General features: G+C 67.9%; 21 protein-coding genes. 10 read left to right on the forward strand and 11 right to left on the reverse strand.

The features are described from left to right. Positions 1 to 16: 16 nt before the first annotated feature. The gene (locus tag G7043_RS21325) at positions 17 to 220 is read left to right on the forward strand and encodes a cold-shock protein (RefSeq protein ID WP_045310287.1); all 204 of its coding nucleotides are present in this window, start codon (positions 17 to 19) and stop codon (positions 218 to 220) included. 28 nt (positions 221 to 248) lie between these two features. On the opposite strand, the gene G7043_RS21330 is transcribed toward G7043_RS21325, so the two are convergent. Further along, positions 249 to 695 carry a hypothetical protein gene (locus tag G7043_RS21330; protein ID WP_166047929.1) on the reverse strand — a complete coding sequence of 149 codons (447 nt, stop codon included), beginning with the start codon at positions 693 to 695 and terminating at the stop codon, positions 249 to 251. 168 nt (positions 696 to 863) lie between these two features. Here G7043_RS21330 and G7043_RS21335 point away from each other — a divergent pair, with 168 nt between their 5' ends. From G7043_RS21335 to G7043_RS21345, 3 genes are all read left to right on the forward strand, one after another. Further along, positions 864 to 1109 carry a hypothetical protein gene (locus G7043_RS21335; RefSeq protein ID WP_166047931.1) on the forward strand — a complete coding sequence of 82 codons (246 nt, stop codon included), beginning with the start codon at positions 864 to 866 and terminating at the stop codon, positions 1107 to 1109. A 278-nt stretch (positions 1110 to 1387) separates the two neighbouring features. Further along, a complete protein-coding gene (locus G7043_RS21340; protein WP_166047933.1) occupies positions 1388 to 2599 on the forward strand; it encodes a PI-PLC domain-containing protein in 1212 nt (403 codons plus the stop codon). A 30-nt stretch (positions 2600 to 2629) separates the two neighbouring features. Further along, positions 2630 to 3709 (forward strand): aminotransferase-like domain-containing protein, encoded by a 1080-nt coding sequence (locus tag G7043_RS21345; protein ID WP_207311451.1) that lies wholly within the window; start codon positions 2630 to 2632, stop codon positions 3707 to 3709. On the opposite strand, the gene G7043_RS21350 is transcribed toward G7043_RS21345, so the two are convergent. Both G7043_RS21350 and G7043_RS21355 read right to left on the reverse strand, forming a co-directional pair. Beyond that, positions 3672 to 4499 carry a glycosyltransferase family 2 protein gene (locus G7043_RS21350; RefSeq protein WP_166047937.1) on the reverse strand — a complete coding sequence of 276 codons (828 nt, stop codon included), beginning with the start codon at positions 4497 to 4499 and terminating at the stop codon, positions 3672 to 3674. The two genes, G7043_RS21345 and G7043_RS21350, sit on opposite strands and share 38 nt — an antisense overlap. Positions 4500 to 4532: 33 nt before the next feature. After that, positions 4533 to 5162: a GNAT family N-acetyltransferase gene (locus G7043_RS21355; protein WP_313888002.1), complete on the reverse strand. Its 630-nt coding sequence runs from the start codon at positions 5160 to 5162 to the stop codon at positions 4533 to 4535. 68 nt (positions 5163 to 5230) lie between these two features. On the opposite strand from G7043_RS21355, the gene G7043_RS21360 reads away from it, so the two are divergent. Genes G7043_RS21360 through G7043_RS21370 form a run of 3 tightly spaced genes read left to right on the forward strand, consistent with a single transcriptional unit; the run spans position 5231 to position 6408 of the window. Beyond that, the gene (locus G7043_RS21360) at positions 5231 to 5680 is read left to right on the forward strand and encodes a MarR family winged helix-turn-helix transcriptional regulator (protein ID WP_166047939.1); all 450 of its coding nucleotides are present in this window, start codon (positions 5231 to 5233) and stop codon (positions 5678 to 5680) included. After that, complete coding sequence (locus tag G7043_RS21365; protein WP_166047941.1) at positions 5677 to 6072, forward strand: DUF5313 family protein; 396 nt, start codon at positions 5677 to 5679, stop codon at positions 6070 to 6072. Before G7043_RS21360 ends, G7043_RS21365 begins: the two co-directional genes overlap by 4 nt. Before the next feature lie 6 nt (positions 6073 to 6078). Further along, positions 6079 to 6408 (forward strand): hypothetical protein, encoded by a 330-nt coding sequence (locus G7043_RS21370; RefSeq protein ID WP_166047942.1) that lies wholly within the window; start codon positions 6079 to 6081, stop codon positions 6406 to 6408. On the opposite strand, the gene surE is transcribed toward G7043_RS21370, so the two are convergent. From surE to G7043_RS21390, 4 genes are read right to left on the reverse strand one after another with little or no spacing between them, the layout of a single operon-like run. Then, entirely contained in the window at positions 6371 to 7126 is a 756-nt protein-coding gene (gene surE, locus G7043_RS21375; protein WP_166047944.1) for a 5'/3'-nucleotidase SurE, read from the reverse strand. The genes G7043_RS21370 and surE overlap by 38 nt on opposite strands. Positions 7127 to 7130: 4 nt before the next feature. Beyond that, entirely contained in the window at positions 7131 to 8036 is a 906-nt protein-coding gene (locus G7043_RS21380; protein ID WP_166047946.1) for a 1-phosphofructokinase family hexose kinase, read from the reverse strand. A gap of 48 nt (positions 8037 to 8084) precedes the next feature. Then, on the reverse strand, positions 8085 to 8270 hold the full coding sequence (locus G7043_RS21385) for a hypothetical protein (RefSeq protein ID WP_166047139.1): 186 nt from the start codon (positions 8268 to 8270) through the stop codon (positions 8085 to 8087). 24 nt (positions 8271 to 8294) lie between these two features. Beyond that, entirely contained in the window at positions 8295 to 9998 is a 1704-nt protein-coding gene (locus G7043_RS21390; RefSeq protein WP_390827669.1) for a family 20 glycosylhydrolase, read from the reverse strand. A gap of 167 nt (positions 9999 to 10165) precedes the next feature. Here G7043_RS21390 and G7043_RS49940 point away from each other — a divergent pair, with 167 nt between their 5' ends. After that, positions 10166 to 11731, forward strand: a complete 1566-nt coding sequence (locus tag G7043_RS49940; protein WP_166047950.1) for a DUF6461 domain-containing protein — start codon at positions 10166 to 10168, stop codon at positions 11729 to 11731. Here G7043_RS49940 and G7043_RS21400 read toward each other — a convergent pair. Both G7043_RS21400 and G7043_RS21405 read right to left on the reverse strand, forming a co-directional pair. Continuing rightward, on the reverse strand, positions 11712 to 12800 hold the full coding sequence (locus tag G7043_RS21400) for an FAD-dependent monooxygenase (protein ID WP_166047951.1): 1089 nt from the start codon (positions 12798 to 12800) through the stop codon (positions 11712 to 11714). The genes G7043_RS49940 and G7043_RS21400 overlap by 20 nt on opposite strands. A gap of 83 nt (positions 12801 to 12883) precedes the next feature. Continuing rightward, positions 12884 to 13702, reverse strand: coding sequence for an SAM-dependent methyltransferase (locus G7043_RS21405; RefSeq protein ID WP_166047953.1), 819 nt, complete (start codon positions 13700 to 13702; stop codon positions 12884 to 12886). Between the two features lie 123 nt (positions 13703 to 13825). On the opposite strand from G7043_RS21405, the gene G7043_RS21410 reads away from it, so the two are divergent. Next, positions 13826 to 15157 (forward strand): cytochrome P450, encoded by a 1332-nt coding sequence (locus G7043_RS21410; RefSeq protein ID WP_166047955.1) that lies wholly within the window; start codon positions 13826 to 13828, stop codon positions 15155 to 15157. 32 nt (positions 15158 to 15189) lie between these two features. Then, positions 15190 to 16179 (forward strand): alpha/beta hydrolase, encoded by a 990-nt coding sequence (locus tag G7043_RS21415; protein ID WP_166047957.1) that lies wholly within the window; start codon positions 15190 to 15192, stop codon positions 16177 to 16179. Here G7043_RS21415 and G7043_RS21420 read toward each other — a convergent pair. Continuing rightward, on the reverse strand, positions 16157 to 18256 hold the full coding sequence (locus tag G7043_RS21420) for a terpene synthase family protein (RefSeq protein WP_166047959.1): 2100 nt from the start codon (positions 18254 to 18256) through the stop codon (positions 16157 to 16159). The genes G7043_RS21415 and G7043_RS21420 overlap by 23 nt on opposite strands. Positions 18257 to 18400: 144 nt before the next feature. After that, positions 18401 to 19033: a Uma2 family endonuclease gene (locus tag G7043_RS21425; protein ID WP_313888003.1), complete on the reverse strand. Its 633-nt coding sequence runs from the start codon at positions 19031 to 19033 to the stop codon at positions 18401 to 18403. Between the last annotated feature and the right edge of the window lie 383 nt (positions 19034 to 19416).

The raw sequence follows: 19416 nt of genomic DNA on the forward strand, positions 1-19416 counted from the left end.
CTAGGGAGCAATTGGTATGGCGCAGGGCACCGTTAAGTGGTTCAACGGCGAGAAGGGCTTCGGATTCATCGCGCAGGACGGCGGTGGGCCGGACGTGTTCGTGCACTACTCGCAGATCGAGGGCAACGGCTTCAAGTCCCTCGAGGAGCAGCAGCGCGTGGAGTTCGAGATCGGTCAGGGCCAGAAGGGCCCGCAGGCGCAGGCTGTCCGCGCCATCTGATTTCTCTCTTCGAACGGCCCGCTCGGTCTTACCGGGCGGGCCGTTTCTGTGCCCAGACAGACCTCGTGGCCGCTGCGGTGACGACAAGGGTCGCGGTGAGGACGAGCGCACCGCCGTCGGTGATCAGGGACGGCAGCATGCCCGGGACTCCGAACCGCTCTCGCGTGGCCGTCCACATCTCCGGCGGGACGGCTGCGACGCCGGCGGCCTGGGTGGCGTTGACGGCCAGCACCAGCCAGAAGAGCCAGGTTCGCGGCTTGCCCTGCAGGGCGAGGATGCCTGCCGCGTTGCCCGCGATGTAGAGGCATCCCACGGCGCGGAACGCGGTCAGGAAACCTGGCGTGGGTTCCGCCTCGGCCAGTTCGAACATTCGCGCCAGCGTCTGCTCGTTGACGATCACGAACGCGTGCAGCGCCGTTCCGACCGTGAAGATCACGGACGCGATGCCGGTGATCTTGAGAATCCTCTCCCCCATGGTCGCGATCGTTCCCGACTGGAGGGTGGAGGCGAATCCGGGAATGCCCTGAAACCACCCCTGACCTGGGCTTCAAAAATTGTCAGACCCGTCTGTCATCGTGGTCACATGGTTCGTTCGGAGACAGACGATGACCGAAAGGCTGGTACCGCCGTGCACCCTCGCGAGTTGCGGAGTTCCTTGAACAAGGCGGCGTTCGTGCTGGCCCTGCGGACGAGTCGCCATCCGGGCTCGGTGAACAGAGAGCTGAACGGCGTGATGGGGGTCGACCGCCGCGCCGAGGCGACCAAAGAACAACTGCGCGAGGCGCTGGCGTACGTCGGAGATCGGTTGCGCGCCTTGGCGGCGAAGTCGCGTGCCAGGCCGACCGAACAAGATGCCGGCCCCACGTTCAGCGGCGATCCACCGTTCTGAAACGAAGGCGGCGCCGCGGCCTCTCGGCCACGACGCCTGCGCTTCCACCGCGGGAACGGTTGAAGAACGCCCAGAGATCACCTGAGCTCGTGGCAACCGAGGGAGTCGAACCCTGCGCGGCTTGTGAAGGCGGCGCTCAGAACCGGCCCGAACCCTTCGGTTGGGCGACGGCTGCCGTGGAGTTGTACCTGCTCTGCAGGAGGCCCGTACCGCAGTGGAGATACCCACAGTGTTAAACGTCCAAACGGTCGAGGGCGTTTCATGTTTCACTCGGGTGGGTGACTCTGGTCACCGTGCGATACCTCCCTGCTGTCGCAGCCCTGCTGCTACTTCCCCTGGTGCCCGCCACCGCGCACGCGGCTCCGTCGGGCACGTACTACGTCACCGGTGTCAGGACCGGTCTCAACGTCGCGCAGAGCGGCGGCGGCCTCGCCCTGCACCGTCCGAAGGGCAACGAAGACCACCAGCAATGGCGACTGAGTGACGGGAGGTTCGAGAACACCGACTCACCGGGCCAGTGCCTCACCCGTCAGCTCACCATGGGTTCGTGTGCACTAGGGGATACGGTTCACGAGCTCCGTCAGTTCGGTGATCAATGGGAGTTCTTCAGCCTCGGTGGCGAGTCCCGCTGGTACCTGACGCCGACGCAGGCCCGGACCGAGCCGATGCCGGCGGATCCGAGGCTCGACCAGATGACGTTCCTGACGGCCCACAACGCATACGCGAACGGGGTCGACGGTGGGTTCGCGCCGCCGTTCGTCAATCTCGCCAAGAACCAGACGCGCGGCATCGTTCAGCAGCTGAACGACGGCGTGCGGGGTTTCATGCTGGACATCCACCAGACCCCGGACGGCGCGATTCTCTGCCACAACAGCTGCACGCTGGTGAGCAAACCGGTGGCGCTCAACGTCGACCTTCAGAAAATCGTGGAATTTCTGCGGAACAACCGCAGTGAGATCATCACGGTCTTCCTGGAGGACTACGTGTCGGCCGATGTCCTGCGCGCCGAGCTCCGCAAGGTGCAGGGGCTGAACGACGTGCTGTACCGGGCTGAAGGTGTGCCGCAGAACGGGTGGCCCACGCGCAGCCAGCTGCAGGCCGCCAACAAGCGGTTGATCATCTTCACCGATCACGGCAAGGACGGGCGCGAGGACAGCGGCGTGCTCTACCAGCGGGACTGGACCGTCGAGAACTACTGGTCGATGGGTTCGGGCCTGGGCAACTCGGACTGGTCCTGCTACTCCCGATGGGATGAAAAACCGCTCACGGCGACGGGCGCGTTTCAGCCGTTGTTCGTCATGAACCACTTCCGCGACGTTCCGTTCACGAGCACCGCCACGACGGACAACGGCAAGCTCGGGAACCGGGCTCAGCAGTTCTGCCAGCCGGCGGCCAGGAAGAAGCCGAACTTCCTGGCGGTCGATCTCTACCACCTCGGCAACGCGGCTCTGGCGGTGCAGCAGCTCAACGCATACGCATATCGCCCGTAGCCCAAATCCTGGGAGTTGTACGCTCCGCGCATGGCCTCGATCCTGTTCACGCGCGGAGCGCCCTCTCTCGACATCATCGACCAGGAGGGTCTGCGCGAAGCGGCGCAGAAAGCCTTCACGGACGACCCCGGCGGCACGTTCGCGTACGGCACGAGCGTGGGCTACGTGCCGTTGCGTGCGTGGATCGCGGAGCAGCACGGTGTCGAGCCGGAGCAGGTGCTCGTCACCAACGGTTCGATGCAGGCCGACGCGTTCCTGTTCGAGCTGCTCGTCCAGCCGGGCGACGACGTGGTGGTCGAGGCGCCGACCTACGACCGCACGCTGCTGAACCTGCGTCAGCGCGGCGCGAAGATCCACGCCATCGAGCTGGAGACCGACGGCATCAACGTCGACGCGCTGGAGCAGCTGCTCGAGAGCGGTGTGCGTCCGTCGCTCGCGCACATCATCCCGAACTTCCACAACCCGGCCGGCTACACGCTGTCCGAGGCGAAGCGGGCGCGGCTGCTGGAGCTCGCGGCGAAGTTCGACTTCGTGCTGTTCGAGGACGACCCGTACATCAAGGTCCGCTTCGAGGGCGAGCCGCTGCCGACGATGCTGTCGCAGGACAAGAGCGACAAGGTCGTCTACGCGTCGTCGTTCTCGAAGACCATGGCGCCCGGCATCCGCTGCGGCTACCTGGTCGGGCCGAAGGCGATCATCAAGAAGATCCAGGACATCGCCACCACCACGTACATCTCGCCGAACATGGTGGCGCAGTCGATCGTGAACTCGTACTGCCGTTCCGGCCGCATCGAGGAGTCGGTCGCGAACGTCCGCACCGCGCTGCGTGCGCGCAAGGACGCTCTCGTCACGGCACTCAAGCGTGAGCTGCCCGAGGCCGTCTTCACGCCGCCGCAGGGTGGCTACTTCATGTGGGTCGAGCTGCCGGGCGTGTCGATCGAGAAGCTGGTCCCGGTCGCCAAGGAGCACGGCGTCGAGTTCGTGAAGGGCTCGGACTTCCTGCTGGAGGGCGGCGACAACGCCATCCGCCTCGCGTTCTCGGGCGTCACGCCGGAGCAGATCGACGAGGGCATCACCCGCCTCGCCGCGGCCGTCCGCTCGCTTTCCTGATCTGCGCCTCCAGGTGCTCCGGCAGCGCACGTCGCTGCCGGAGCGCCTGACGCAGCCGGGGCATGGCCGCCCAGAACGCCCGCGGGTCCTTCAGCGACGCCACCAGCGCGCGGCCCACCGGCCGTCGCATCCACGAGGTCAGCACGGCGTTGCGCCGCTCGACGATGTCCCCGTCCGGCGCCCGCTCCGCCGCTGGATGATGGTGCGCCACCACGTCCTCGACGTAGCAGAGCGCCCACCCCGCCGCCGCGAGATCCCACGACAGCAACGTTTCCTCGCCGCGGAAGAACAGCACCGGGCTGAACCCGCCCGCCTCGATGAACGCCTGCCGCCTCACGATCGCCGAGCAGGCCAGGAACCCGAGCACCGCGGGCCCCGCAACCCCTTCGCCCAGCGGGCTGTGGCGCAGCAGCGGCGTGATCGGGTCCGGCGTCTCCGCAGGTCCGACGAGGGTGCGTGCGGCAATCACCGCCAGGTCCGGGTGCTCGTCGAAGATCGGCTCGGCCCGTTCGAACGCGTCGGGCGCCCACCACGAGTCGTCGTCCGCGAAGGCCACGAACGGTGTCCGCGCGGCCCGGATGCCGTAGTTGCGCGCGACCGCGCCCAGATTGATCGGCGACTCCAGCACCGTGACCGCGGGGAACTCGCGCCGCACGCGCGCGACGGTGTCGTCGGTGGAGGCGTTGTCCACCAGGATCACCGGCGCCGCGAGCTCACTGAGGTGCGTGAGCGTCCGCAGCAGGCTGCCGCAGCGGTTCCGCGAGGCGATGACGACGGTTGTCCGAGCCATGCCAGTCGTCTACCCCAGCGTCAGTCACCAACACTACGCAAGGTGCGCGGCGGTGATCGGTGATTCGACCGTCCACCCGAGGTGCTCGTACAGCGCGCGCCCTTCTTCGGTGGCGACCAGCACGGCGCGCACCGCACCGCGTTCCGCGGCGACACGCGTCAGCTCAGCCATGACGACCTTGCCGAGACCTCGCCTGCGGTGCGCGGGATCGGTCTCGACCATGTCGATGACGGCCGCACGACCGTGCACCGCGACCCGCCCTTTCGCCGCGCACCCGCCGTCAGCGGCGCGGACGGCAACGTCGTGCACGTCGCCGGTGCTGCGCAGGTCCACGGTGTAGGGATCCGGCGGGGCGATGGGCGAACGTGCACCCAGTTCGGTGCTCATCAGGTACTCCGGCGCCCGGATCGTCCACCTGGGGCTCAGGCCGTCCCGCACCTGCTCGGGCGAACCGCAGACCTTCAGCCAGGTGCCGGACTCGGTGAGGCCGGCGGCACGCGGGCCGACTGAGCGAGGGTCCAGCAGGACGTAGCGCACGCGGTGCTCGGGCAATCCGACGTCGACGCGGTAGCCGTCGGGCTCCGGGACGGGATCCGGGGTGCCGCGGGACAACGCCCAGCCCTGCACCCAGTCCTCGACGGCCTGCCCCCAGGAATCGATCACCCCACGATCCTGTCACCTCCCCCACACCCGTTGGCTCGGAGCGCGCCCGCGAGTTACTGTGTACACAAATGATTAGTACACCAAGTATCCCGGAGAACCCGCTCGAGCTGGAACGGCAGGTGTGCTTCGCCCTCGCCGTGGCATCCCGGACGGTGATCGCGGTGTACCGCCCGATCCTCGAGCCGCTCAACCTCACCCACCCGCAGTACCTGGTGATGCTGGCTCTCTGGGAACGGTCCCCGCGCACCGTCAAGGACCTCAGCAACGCGCTGCAGCTCGACCCCGGCACCCTCAGCCCGCTGCTCAAGCGGCTGGAAGCCATCGGGTACGTCATGCGCCAACGGGACAAGACCGACGAGCGCGCGCTGGCCCTCACGCTGACCGAGGAAGGCCAGGCGCTCAGGGCAGAAGCGCTCAAGATCCCCTTCAAGGTCGTGGAGCAGCTGGACATGTCGTTCGAGGAGCTCGCGCAGCTGAACGAGGTGCTGCGCAAGGTGATCGCGAAGGCGACGAAATGAATCCCGCGCTGAAGTTTTGGTACTACGCGGGCGGGCGACTCCCTCAGAAACACCGCGAGTTCGTCTACGACGACGTGACCGGTCCGAAGTGGTTGGTGCGGTTCACGATCCGGAGTCTGGTGCAGGTCACGCCACTGGTGACGGTGATCGCCCTCGCGCTCGTGCACGGGCTCGGCTCGCCGTGGCCGTTGGCCATCGCGTGCGGTGGGCTCGGTTTCGTTGTAGGACTGTACTTCGCGTTGTCCTACGCACCTGAAAGTGTGGATTACCGGCTCACTAAGTACGGGTACCCACGAGGGTCGGCGACCGAGGGGCGCCGAGTGCGAAACGCCGCGCGGGACCGCGAACGACAAGCGAAGTACGACGCGGTCTGGCGGCGATCCGAAGGGTAGAGACCTATGGCCTTGTTGAGCGATGAGCTGCAGTTCACGAGGCCGCAGGTGCTCACCCTCACCGCCGGGTTGTTGCAGCTCGCGTTCGGCTGGTTCGACGTGTTCGGGCTGGACCCGAACTACCACGTGATCCAGGTCGGGGTCGGGGCGCTGGGCGTCGCGATGGCGTGGCGGCACGACCTCGCGCGGATGTACGGGCTTCTGTTGCTGCTGTCCTTCGGGACGTTGGCGTTCTCGCTCGACGACGTGACGACCGAGAGCTTTCTCGAGGTGCGGACGGCGTTGATCGGGCTGGTAATCACGCTGGCCAGGCCGGCAAAGCGCGCTCCGAACTGACGTCGCGGTCCACCGAACGCAGGGCCGTCAGGGTCGCGTAGCCGTCGGCGAGCAGGGCCGCGTCGGTGCCGGGCACGAGTGACTCCTCCGAGTACACGTGGACGAGTTCGACCTCGCCGTCGTCCAGCTCGTCCACGCGGCTCTGCACGGTGCCGAACCGTGCCAGCTCGGCCCAGCGAAGTCCTTGCACGTCAACGATGTTCGGCACGTTCAGCGAGACGACCGAGGCCGCGGGCATCTCCAGCAACACCGGCAGCACCGCGCGCACGACCTCGCCCGCCTTGTCCCACAACGGCTCGGGGCCGTCCAGGCCGACGTCCAGCGACACCGCCATCGACGTGACGTCGTTGAGGTGGGCGGTCAGCGCGGCGCCGACCGTGCCGGAGTGCAGGATCGCGCGGCCGACGTTCGCTCCCAGGTTCACCCCGGAGAGCAGCACGTCGGGCTTGCCTCCGAAACCGCCGCGGCACGCGATCAGCGAGATCAGGCCCGGATGCGCGGCGACCGCGTGGGCCTCCACGTCCAGGCCCGGGATCGTGTGGCGGGAGCTCGCCACTCGACCGGTGTCGCTGATGGCCGCGACCGAAGCCGAAGTGCCGCTCGCCTGGGACGCGGGCGCGGCCACCACCACGTCAAGCCCGCAGTCCACCGCGGCGGCAGCCAGGGCAACCAGGCCGGGAGAGTCGATTCCGTCGTCGTTGGTGATCAGCGCGCGCATCCGCTCATTCCTCGATCGGCTCCAGTTCCACGCGTTTGCTCAGCTCGCGCACCGCTTCTCCCCCGCCGCTGCCGAGGCCGTGCCGCGTCACGTTGACCGCACCGGCGGCCGCGCCGAGCTTCACCGCGTCCTCCAACGACATACCCAGCGCGAGTCCCGCCGAAATCCCCGCGGTCATGGAGTCGCCGGCCCCGCGCGTGTCGACGGGTTGCAGCTGAGGCATCCGCACGAAGTACAACCGGTCGTTGAGCAGCGCCAACGCCGGTTCGTCCGCGCGGGACACGACGACGCCGTGCACGCACGAAGAAGCGATCTCACGGGCCTTCTGCACGAGCTTGGGCACCTCTTCCTCGCCCAGTTCCTCGTGCGAGACCTTCACGACGTGCGGGCCGCCGCGCACCGCTTCGGCGAGCCGGTCGCCGGACAGGTCGACGATCACGCGGCAGTCGTTGCTGGTCAGGTCGGCGGTCAGGCGGTAGTACGTGTCGTGGGGCAACACGCGGTCGTCGGACGGACCGCTCAACACGGCCGTGCCCGCGCGAATGCCTTCGATCAGCGTTGACTCGTACAGGTCGTCGAGCTCGTGCCGGGACAACGCGTCCGGCGGCATCTCGACCATCTCGGAACGGTGGCCGTCACGGCGATCGTGCACGTACGCGCTGTTGCGTGCGGCGACGTCACGCGCGCGCACGTCGACGTGTTCGCCTTCTAGCAACGTGCGCAGCACACGGCCTGTTTCACCTCCGAACGTCGCGCACACCACGGCTTCGACGCCCAGTGCGGCGATCATTCTCGACTGCCAGAAACCCTGGCCACCCGCGTGCAGGTGCACGTCGGGTTCGCCGTCGAGGTCCTCGACGGTGACGGTCAGCTGAGGGGACGGGGCAAATACGGCAACTCGGGCATCCACGACATCCGGGCTACCCGGTGCGGGCGAACGGTATTCGCCCGCACCGGATCACGCGCCGGAACCGCCGGTCGGGTCCGCCCCGTCCTGCGGTGCGGGCGCGCCGCCCGGCCCCATCTTCTCGTCGGCGCGCCACTCACCCGGTTCCGTCAGGTCGCGGTACTCGTCGACCTCCTGGGGCGTGGGGTCGACGCCGGCCTCTTCCGCGAACTCTTCCGCTTCTTCGGGATCTGTCATGTCCGACCGAGTACCCAGCGGAGCTCAGCAGATTCCACCGTCGCGCCAGACGCCCCACTGGCCGGTGGTGCCGGGTTCCTCGCCCTGCGTCCACCACTGCGCGGTCCACTTGTGGCCGTTGTGCGAGACCACGTTGCCGCCGGTGTAGACCTTCGAGCGCTCCCACGCCGGCTGCGCGCACGAACCAGGCGGGCCGCCGGTGTCCCACGGGACCTGGGCCGACTTGTAGAAGTTGATGCCCATGGTCGTCCAGCGCGGGCCCTGGTTGCCCAGGCGCACCTTGAACTGGTCCCAGTTGTGCGTGGACCACGGCGACCAGCCCAGTTCCGCGATCGTCGCGAGCCGCGGGAACGCCATGAACTCGATGTCCCGCCCGGTGACGATCGTCTCGGTCCACAGTGGAGCTTCGACGCCGCGCACCGCGGACTCCGGGACACCGCTCAGGTGCGTGCCGGGGTTCCACTCGTAGGCGGTCTGAACCTCGATGTAGCCCGCCCACGACAGGCCCAGCGGCGTGCTGGAGTTGTACTTCATGTCCAGGTACGCCTTGTTCGCGGGCGACATGATGACCTTGTTGCCGCGCGCCGCCGCTGCCTGCACCGTGGCGTTGGACGTCGTCGTGCCCCAGTACTGCGGGATGGCGGTGGTGTCGGTCGTGGTCTTCACGAACTCGTGCCAGCCGAGCACGGTCTTGCCGTACTTCTTCACGATCGGCAGGGCGCGGTTCATGAACGTCTGGTAGTCGGCGTCGGAGGTCGCGTGCGCCTCGTCGCCGCCGATGTGGAAGTACGGGCCGGGCGTCAGCGCCGCGATCTCGCGCACCACGTCGTCGATGAACTGGTAGGTGACGTCCTTGTTGACGCACAGCGAGGAGTAGCCGACCTCGATGTCCGTGCGCAGCGGTGGGGCCTGGTTGTTGCAGTTGAGCTCCGCGTACGAGGCCTGCGCGGCGTTGGTGTGGCCGGGCATGTCGATCTCGGGGATCACCGTGATCTTGCGCGACGCCGCGTACTGCACGATCTCGCTGTACTGCGCCTTGGTGTAGTAACCGCCGGGGCCGCCGCCGACCTGCGTGCTGCCGCCGTACGTCGCGAGCCGCGGCCAGCTGTCGATCACGATCCGCCAGCCCTGGTCGTCGCTCAGGTGCAGGTGGAAGTAGTTGATCTTGTAGAGCGCCAGCTGGTCGATGTACCGCTTGACCGTGGACACCGGGTGGAAGTGGCGGGCCACGTCGAGCATCGCGCCGCGATAGGAGAACCGCGGGTAGTCGACGATCAGCGCGCCCGGCACGGTCCACGGACCGGGTTGCGTGGTCGCGCTCTCCACCGCGGCGGACAGCAGCTGCCGGAGCGTCTGCACGCCGGCGAAGAGCCCCTCCGACGTGTTGGCGCGCACCACGATGGCGTTCGCCGCGACGTCGAGCTGGTAACCCTGCTGGCCGACCTGCGCAGGTGCCCCCGACAGCAGCAGCGAGATGCCGTCAGCGGGTGTTCCGGCCGCGTCGGACACCGGCAGGGCGTACCCGGTCGACGGTCGCAGCACGCCTGCCAGGAAGGTGCCGACGTCCCGCGCGGCGGGGCTGGTGTAGATCTTGGTGGCGGCCGTCAGGTTGTGCGTGACGCCGGCCCTGGCCTGGACCGAGACCGGTACCGGGACCAGGCTCTGCAACGGTTCCGCGGCCTGCGACTGCGCGCTCACGGAGAGCGCCGCGGTCACAGCGATGACCACGGCGAGAACCCGAGTTCTCACGACTCCTCCTCATGAGTCGAGGGGCGGCGACCCGAGGACCAGCGTGACCATCTCTCCCATTTGCCGTCAATGGTCTGAGCCAATTCGAACGTGGCTTTCCGTGAGGCACCTGCGCGACGGTCCTGCGCCGTGCCACACTCGCCGGAGTGGGGGACTTCCAAGAACTGATCATGAACACCGCGGCGCGGATCGAGGCGCTGATTCCCGCGGAGCCGGCGGCGGAACTGGGCAGGCGCACCGAACGCTGGAGGCGGGACGACTTCCCGAGCGGGTCGCTCGTGCAGGAGGCGTTGCGCAACGTTCCAGGTCTGTTGGCGGAACGGCTGCTCGGCGCGCTGGAACTGGGGGTGGCCCGGCTGGACCTGACCGCGCCGCGGGAGCTCGTCGCGGAGCTGAAGCCGTTGCCCGACGGCAGCGCGTTCTCGTACCTGAGCTCGGACGGTCAGAGCGCGATGGCCACTCCGATGGTCCTGGTGGAGGGGGTGCACCGGGGCGCGACCGACCTGATCGTCCGGCACGTGCGGGCGCTGCTCCCGGACCTCACCGACGTCACCGGCGACGAGGCCGCCATCGCCACGAAGCGCGGGGCGGCACATCTCGCTGTCGCCGTGGCAGTGTCCAGGGCGGTGCTGAACGCGCTCGGCACGCCCACCGCAACCGACCCGGCGGCGGCGATCGGGATCGCGATCGGCGCCACCGCGGAGATCCTCCCGGACGTCCCCATGCCGCCCGCGTACGCAAAGGCGTTGCTGGACAAGCGACGCGCGGAGTACCGCAGCGCGTCGTGGTACACGAACGCCCCGGTGTTCGACCACGAGTTCGTGCTCGTCGAGGAACTGGGCCTGACCAAGGCCGACTTCACGGCGACGGGTCTGGTGAGCGCGGTCGACACCGGGTTCGCGGTCCGCACCGGCATCGCGGAAGGCCAGGTCCCCGTGTCGGTGAGCGTGCTGATGCAGGCGCCACCGCTGCCTAACACCGAGATGTGGGACGAGATCGCGGAGATCAGCTACCTCGCGGTGAAGGGCGACGCGAGGCTCGGACAGGGCGGCACCCCTCCGTGGCCGGGCGAGTTCCGGGTCCGCGTGTGTGCGACCGGTCGCGACGAGGGTGATGAGCGGTACGAACTCACGATCTGGCCTGCGCCTCACCAGGATCCGGTGCTGCGCAAGACGACCGACCGCGTCGGCCACCTGCTGCGCGGAGAACCCGCGCCGCCGCCGCTCTCCCGTCCCGAGCGTCCGTACTGGTGGCTCGAGGACGAGCTCGAGGTGGCGGCGACCGTCACGATCATCACCAACATCGACGTCGACGAGGTGGTGGGCGAGTTCGAGGAGGACTCGATCGCCGTGGAGATCGGCGGCGACGTGATCGTCATCGAGGTCAACAACTACCAGGGTTCCCGGCCTGAGGTGCTGGAACGCCTGTCCCGCAACGGGAAGGCCGCCAGTCACTTCTGGAACGTGAACGCGCTCACGCGCCTGTCGTTCGCTCGCGAAGGTCAGGTCATCGACGCCCGCGAAGTCCTGAACGAGGACTGGGCCGACGTCGACCCGGAGGTGGGGAAGGCGTTGGAGGGTCTGCGCTTCACCGACTGGCGCCACCTCAACGCCAAGGGGATCACGGCGGCGGTGAGGTTCACCGGTGCCGTGATCCCCGAGGACGACGTCCGCGCGGCGATCGAGGAGTTGTTCAGCAGCTGGGAAGACTGAGGCTGTTCACGACCTCGGCGAAGTCGTCGCCGGGAGCGCCGCCCCGCTCCTGGTTGCGCAGCGCCATGTCCTGGTTGGCCGTCACGTACGGGCGCAGGATCTCCTCGTAGCGCCGGAAAGCGGTGGCGGGGTTGTCTCGGAGTTCGCCGGCGAGCACGTACGCGCCGACCAACGCCATGCTGGTGCCCTGCCCGGACAACGGCGAACCGCAGTAGCCGGCGTCACCGAGCAGCACGACGTTGCCGCGGGACCAGGAGTCCATCCGGATCTGGCTCATCGAGTCGAAGTGGAAGTCGGGCGCCTCCCACATGTGCTTCAACGCGGTCGGCCACACCCAGCCGGCGTCGGCGAACTTCTCGGCGATCAGCGCACGCTGCGCGTCCACGTCGCGGTAGTCGAACTCCACCTCGCCGTTAAAACCCATGTAGACCCGGCATTCCGCGTTCGAGCGGGCGCTCATGATGCCGCCGCCGACGACGTTGCCCTGCTGGAAGGTCTGCCAGTGGTCGAGCCCGAGGAAGTTCGGCGCGGTGAAGACGGCCAGGTTCATGCCGAGGTTGCTGATGAACTGCTGTTCCGGCCCGAAGACGAGCCTGCGGACGTTGGAGTGCAGGCCGTCGGCGCCGACGATGACGTCGAAGTCGCGGGGCGCCGCCTTCTCGAACGTGACTCGGGTGCCGTCGATCGAGGTGATCGTGTCGTCGAACAGGTACTCCACGCCCTCGGCCGCGTCGAAGAGCATCCGGGCGAGGTCGTCGCGCAGGAGCTCGACGTCGGGGCTCGCGAGGTCGCCGCCGCTGAGGGTGTGCGTGGTGGAGCTGAACAGCTCGTTGCCGTCGGCGTCGACCATGTTCATGCCACGCATGTTCGTGTCGAACGACCGCAGCTGGTCGCCGAGGCCCATGCGCTCGACGACCTCCAACGCGGGACCGCGCACGTCGATGGCCTGGCCGCCGGGCCGCAGACCGCGGGCCCGCTCGACCACGGTGACGCGGAAACCGTGGCGGCGCAGCCAGTACGCGAGCGCGGGACCGCCGATGCTGGCGCCGGAGATCAGGACGTTCGTCATGGTGTTGCCCCCTGTGAGTCGGTGTTGCTCACAAGGTGCCGACCAGCACTGACCGTCCGCTGACCAACCGCCGTCAGTGATGATCAGGGTTTGACAGCGACGCCCGCGAACGGGACCTCGTTGATCTCCGGGTTCGTCGCGAAGTCGCCCGCGCTGTCCGGCCGCCACGACGGGCAGCCGACGAGCCCCGGCTCGACCAGGTCGAACCCGCCGAAGAACGCGAGCACCTCGTCGTGCGTGCGCGGGAAGGCCTGGTTCTGGGAGCTCTTGGTGTTGTAGGTCTGCACGGCCTCGTCCATCCCGGCGGGCTTGGCCTCGGCCGACGCGTGCGACAACGCGAGGAAACTGCCGGGCGCCAGCCGGTCGCGGTACTGGCCGACGAGCGCCGCCGGGTCCCACTCGTCCGGGACGAAGTGCAGCACCAGCAACATGAACAGGCCGACCGGCTGGTCGAAGTCGATGAGCTTGCGGGTCGGGTCGGCGTTGAAGATCGCGTCGAGGTCGCGCAGATCGGCCTGCACCACGGCGGTGTTGCCGTTGCCCGCCAGGATCAGCTCGCTGTGCGCGACCGCCACCGGGTCCCGGTCGACGTAGACCACCCTGCAGTCGGGGGCCTCCGCCTGCACGATCTCGTGCAGGTTGCCCACGGTGGGGATGCCGGAGCCGATGTCGAGGAACTGCCGCACCCCGTGCTCGACCATGTGCAGCGCGGCCCTGCGCAGGAACGACCTGTTCAGCCGCGCGGCGTCGCGGACGCCGGGCATGATCTGCAGGATCTTCTCGGCCAGCATGCGGTCGGGGGCGAAGTTGTGACCACCACCGAGCCAGTAGTCGTACACCCGCGCCGGTGACGGCACCGTCGTGTCCACACCTGGCGGAACCCAACCGAGGTCGTTGCTCACCCGACCGAGCGTACGCGTGCGCACCAGATCGGCCGACTGCATCAGCATCCGATCGTGTGTATCTGCTCGCCTCCACTGGCGCGGTGGCTCTAGGTTGTTCGGGGTCGCGAGAAGGTGGGTGTGATGCCGAGCGTCACGACGGTGCCGGGCCGATGGCCCCTCATCGGACACACCATCACCCTGCTCAGGTCGCCGGTCGAGTTCCTCTCCTCGTTGTCCGCCAAGGGTGACGTGGTCAGAGTCTTCCTCGGTCCCCTACCGGTGCACCTGGTCACGACCCCCGAGCTCGCGACGAAGCTGCTCACGTCGGACAAGTTCGACAAGGGCATCGTCTTCGACAAGATGCGCCCGTTGTTCGGCAACGGGCTCGCCACGTCGAACGGCGCGTTCAACCAGCGGCAGCGCCGGATGATGTTGCCCGCGTTCAGCCGCACCAGGGTCTCGACCTACGCCGAGACCGTGATCACCACGCTGGCGACCGAGCTGCGCGACTCGTGGCACCACGGTCAGCGGCTCGAGTTCGACGAGGTGATGCAGGACTTCGTGATGACCGTCGCCGGGCGCACGCTGTTCTCCGCCGAGCTCGGTCCCGAGGTGCTGGCCGAGATCAAGCGCTCCATCCCGATCATGCTCGAACACGTGCTGGTGCGCGCGTTCTCCCCCGGGTTCGTGGAGAAGCTGCCGATCAGGGCGAACCGCGAGTTCGACGAGGCCGCCGCCCGGCTGCGCCGGATCATCCCCGAGGTCGTCGTCGGGGCCCGCCAGGACGGCACCGACCACGGTGACCTGCTCTCGGCGTTGCTCGCCGCGCGGGACGCGGACACCGGCGAGGCGATGACCGACGAGCAGATCCACGACGAGGTCGTCACGATCCTCACCACCGGCGCGGAGACAACGGCGGTGGCGCTCGCCTGGTTCTTCCACGAGGTCGGCACCCGACCTGAGGTGCGCCGGCGGTTCCACGCCGAGGTCGACGCCGTGCTGGGCGACCGGCCCGCGACGTTCGAGGACGTGGTGAAGCTCGAGTACACCGGCCGGATCATCAACGAGGTGCTGCGGCGCACCCCGCCGATCATCCTGATGCGCCGGGCGCGTGAGGACGTCGAGATCGGTGGCGTGCTCGTCGAGAAAGGCTCCGAGATCGCGGTCTCGCAGCACACGCTGCACCGCGATCCCCGCTGGTTCCCGAATCCCGACGGGTTCGACCCGGACCGCTGGGAACCGGACAGGGCAGCGGAACTCCCCAAGGGCGCGTTCATCCCGTTCGGCGGGGGTTCGCGGTTCTGCCCAGGACACTTCCTCGCCCACACGGAGATCGCGATCGCGGCCGCGACGATCGCGACCAGGTGGGACCTCGTCCCCGTTGCGGGACAACGCGTCTACGCCCAGGTGAAGGCGACCATGCAGCCGAACCAGCTGCCGATGACCGCCATGAGCAGAAAGCCTCAAGCGTGAAACTGCTTCCCGTTCTTGCCGTGGTGCTGGCAATGACCTCCTTGACGCCCGCCGCCCACGCCTCCGGTGTCGACTGTTCTCTCACCACGCTCCCGGTTTCCGGTCCCACCGGGGGAACCGCCACGGTCTCCGGCCAGCTCTGCAAGCCCGCGGGCGCGAACCCCGGCTCGATCCAGCTGCTGGTGCACGGCGGCACGTACAACCGTGCGTACTGGGATCTGCCGGGTGTGCCGGAGTCCTATTCGTACCAGCGGAACATGGCCCGCGAAGGCCGCGCGACGTTCGCCGTCGACCGGCTCGGCACGGGCGCCTCGACGCGTCCGCTCAGCCTGCCGATGCTGATTTCCGTTGAGGCGCGGTCGTTGCACGAGGTGGTGCAGCACCTGCGCGCCGGACGCGTCGGCGGTACCGCCTACGAGAAGGTCGTCATCGTCGGGCACTCCGTCGGGTCGGGCATCGTGGCGCAGGAGGCCGCGACCTACCACGACGTGGACGGCGTGGTGCTGTCCGGCATGACGCACATGCCCGCCGTGCCGGTGCTTGCTCTCGGTGCGGGACTGGGACTTCAGCCGGTGTTCCTGGACAACCTGCTCGCGACGCTCGGCAGCGACCCGCTGTACTTCACGACGCGGCCGGGCGCGCGGGCCGGGTTGTTCTACGCGATGGACGACGCCGAGCAGCTCGTGGTGAACGCGGACGAGGCGACCAAGGACCAGGTTTCCGTGCCGGGCATGGGAACCGTGGCCGTGTTCGGCATCGTGCTGCCGACGACGTACGGGATCGACGTACCGGTGTTCCAGGCGGTCGGCACGCAGGACGTGCTGTTCTGCGGTCTGCTGGCGTTGCGCGACTGCTCGAACGCCGCGAACCTGCGCGCCCAGGAAGCGGTGTACTACCGGCCGGAAGCCCAGCTGGAGACCTACGTCCTGCCCGGTGCAGGGCATTCGCTCGCCCTGCACCGCAACGCCGAGGACTACCGCGACGCGACCCGCGCGTGGCTCAGCTCGAAGTTCGGGATGTGAGCCGGTAGGCGGACGTGCCGAGGCCGGAGGGACCCTGGTGGAAGACCGGGATCCCTCCGGCCTCGTCGTAACGGCTGGTTTCCCGGTGCCAGTGGATGATGCCGACGATCCAGTCCTTCAGCTCGTCGGCGTAGCGGGTGAGCCCGGAGCTCTGCGGCAGCTCGTCGACCGCCCTGACGAACTGGTCCAGGCGGGCGTCCATCAACGCGTAGGTGATCTCGAAAGCACGGGACTGCGAGACGCCGAGGAAGTTCTCGACGACGCGGACCATGTTGTGCACTTCGCCCTCGTGCTGAATCTCCTTCGAGTAGGAGAAGACGTCGTTGAGCATCGTGCAGTAATCCATGGCCGACCGTTCCATGGTCTGCACGACCCGCGTTCCCCACAGCTCCGGCGGGACCGTCGCGGAATGCGAGAAGCGCGACAGCGACGTCGTCAGCTCGGAACCGAACGTGCTTCGCCGCATTTCCACGTAATCGACGGGATCCGGGATGCGGTTGTAGTGCATGTTGATCACTTCCCACACCCACGCGTCGAGCATCGTGTCGACGGTCTCCCGGAACGTGGCGCGAAATTCCGGGGTCATGGGCGCCGCGGTCCGTTGCCACAGATCGGCCAGCGAGAGCTCCATGGCGTTGGCCGGGACGACGGTCTGGGCCAGGTCCAACGGCATGCAGGCCTTCAGCCGGGCCGTCTGCGTCTTCACCCCGAGCAGGTTGCGGGTCTGGCCGAACCACAGCGGGTAGACGTCGTCGGCGTAGGTGCCCCAGGTGAGCCAGCAGCCGGACAGGAACAGCTCCTGCGGCGTCGCGTCCGGGTCGATGCCGGCCGAGCACAGCGGGAAGTCGAAGCCCCGCACCTTCCGCTCGTCCCAGACGCCCTCGCCGGTCATGCCGTGGTCGACCGCCCACCCGACCACCTGGTCCCTGGCCTGGTCGAGGTGCGGCGACAGGGACAGCGGGAAGGGGACCTCGAAGTCCGGCAGCACGTACGGCTCGACGCGTTTGGGCGTGCTGGTGAACTGGCTCAGCCGTTGCGGCATGGTCTTGGCGCAGGAGCCGAGCACGTTCCCCGACTTGACGTTCTGGTTCATGTACCGCGACGACCGCAGGTGCCACTCGTGGCCGCCCGCCTGCCAGTCCTGCAGGCCCTTCACGTAGCCCAGGACGGCCGCGCGCCCGATGGGGTCGACGGCGTGCTCGTCGAGCAGGATCGGGACCTCGGTGAGGGCCGTGTGCTCGAACTGGTGCAGCCGGGACGTGAGGAGGTCGTTGACGGCCTCCGCGGCCTCCTGGGTGGGCAGGCCGAGGAACGTCTCGAAGACCAGCACGCTGTTCGACAGCTCGCCCTCGTCGAGCACCTCGCGCTCGTAGGAGAACAGGTCGTTGCGCAGGTGCACGGCGTCGGAGAACGTGTCGCGCAGGACCTCGATGGGCCTGGTGAGAGCGATTCGTCCGGGCACTTCGAGGCCCACCGCGTGCTCGACCAGGTTCGCCGACCAGGGCGCGCCGCCGACCTTGCGGCGCATCTCGACGTACTCGATGGGGTTGGCCAGCCGTTTCGCGCTGATGTTGTGCAGCTCCCACATCGACTCGTCGAGCAGGTGCTTGGTGTTGCCGGCGAACCGCTGCCGCCAGTCCGGTGAGTGGCTGCCGACCGTGCGGCACCAGAGGTCCGCGAGGCCCTTCTCGACCGGGTTCGTCGGCGTCTCGGTGATCCTGCCGCTGACCGGCATGAACAGCGGCAGCCGGTCGAGGTACCGCTGCGCGCCCTCGATGTCCGGGTTGCGCTTGTAGAGCTCGACGAAGTGGTCGTCGAAGTAGAAGACCCACACGTACCAGTCGGTGACGAGGTCGAGCGTCTCACCGTCGCAGTCGGGGTGGGTGTACGCGCAGAGCAGCGCGTAGTCGTGCGATTCGAGGTCGTCTCCGGTCCAGATCACGGTGCCGTGCTGCGGTACGTCGATCATGTCCATCTCGTGCGCCCAGGCCCGTGTGTGGGCACGGGCGCGCTCGAGGTTCGGGTTCAGCCGGGCCGGATGTGGGGTGTAGAACTCCGGCAACTGGAACGGCTGCATGTGCGTTGGACCTCCGCGCGTGGGACGTGACGCGGAGAACGCAACCAGCCCGGCGCACGAGCACGCCAGATGGTGAAACCTTGATCCACACGTTTGTTCCGCGGTGTCGCCCGTTCAGCCCAGCAGGTCTCGACAGGCAGACACTCAGCGCACCAATGACTGCGCGCTCAACTTCACCGCGAACGGGAACTGCAGCTCGATGATCTCTTCGCCGTCCGAACGGGCCTGTTCCACGTAGACGCCGTTTTCCCAATGCAGGCAGCGCAGCCAGGGACTGTCGTAATCGATCATCCAGTAGTTTTCGCAGCCGACTTCCTGGAACTTCGCCCGTTTGAGTTCGAGGTCCACGTGGCGCGTGCGCGGCGACAGGACCTCGACCGCCAGCACGGGCGGTCCGATGAGCGCCTGCTTCGTGAACTGCTCGCGCCGGCCCACCACCAGGTCGGGGATGAACACCGTGTCGTCGGCGAGCACCACGTCGACCGGAGCGGGGAGGACCTCCAGCTCCGGCGGGCAGACAGCCGTCAGCGCCACCAGCAGTCGCGCGACGACCCGCTGGTGCACGGGGCGGGGTGAGGGGCTCATGACCAGCACCCCGTCGACGAGTTCGAAACGGTGCCCGTCATCAGGCATCGCCTCCAGGTCCGCCCACGTCAATGGCCTGCCGTGGGGAAACGTCGGGACACCACCCATGGTGCGTTCCACCCCCGCGTCGAGGCCACTGTCCGCCGGACGGGTCCCGGCGATGCCATTAGACAAGACTGGTCCGATTCGCACGACTCACAAGCCCCTTTTGGCCGACCTCGCACCACTGCACGCACACGTCTCCGTCACGCCCGCCCCGCTGGGTGAGCGTCGAGTGGTCCTGCCGTGGAAGGCGCCACCCGGACGGAGCAGCCTTTGGTTGCAATCGAACAACTGGCTAATTTTTGATCAATTTTCGGGCGATTTTCGGTAACGCCATCGCCGCTGCCAATTGTCCGCGAATGCGACCCTAACGGAATCTTACGAGCCCGCCAAGCACTCTGTTGGAGCAATACCTCGTGGAAGGGTCGTGTGATCGTGGTGGGGACGATGTGTGGACGCTCTCCAACACCCTCGGTGGCACCACCACCGAGGGGAGCCGGGAATGCGCAGCACCAAGGACAAGGTCACTCAAT

Origin of the sequence: Lentzea alba, from assembly GCF_011067745.1 — a bacterium.
GTDB lineage: Bacteria > Actinomycetota > Actinomycetes > Mycobacteriales > Pseudonocardiaceae > Lentzea > Lentzea alba.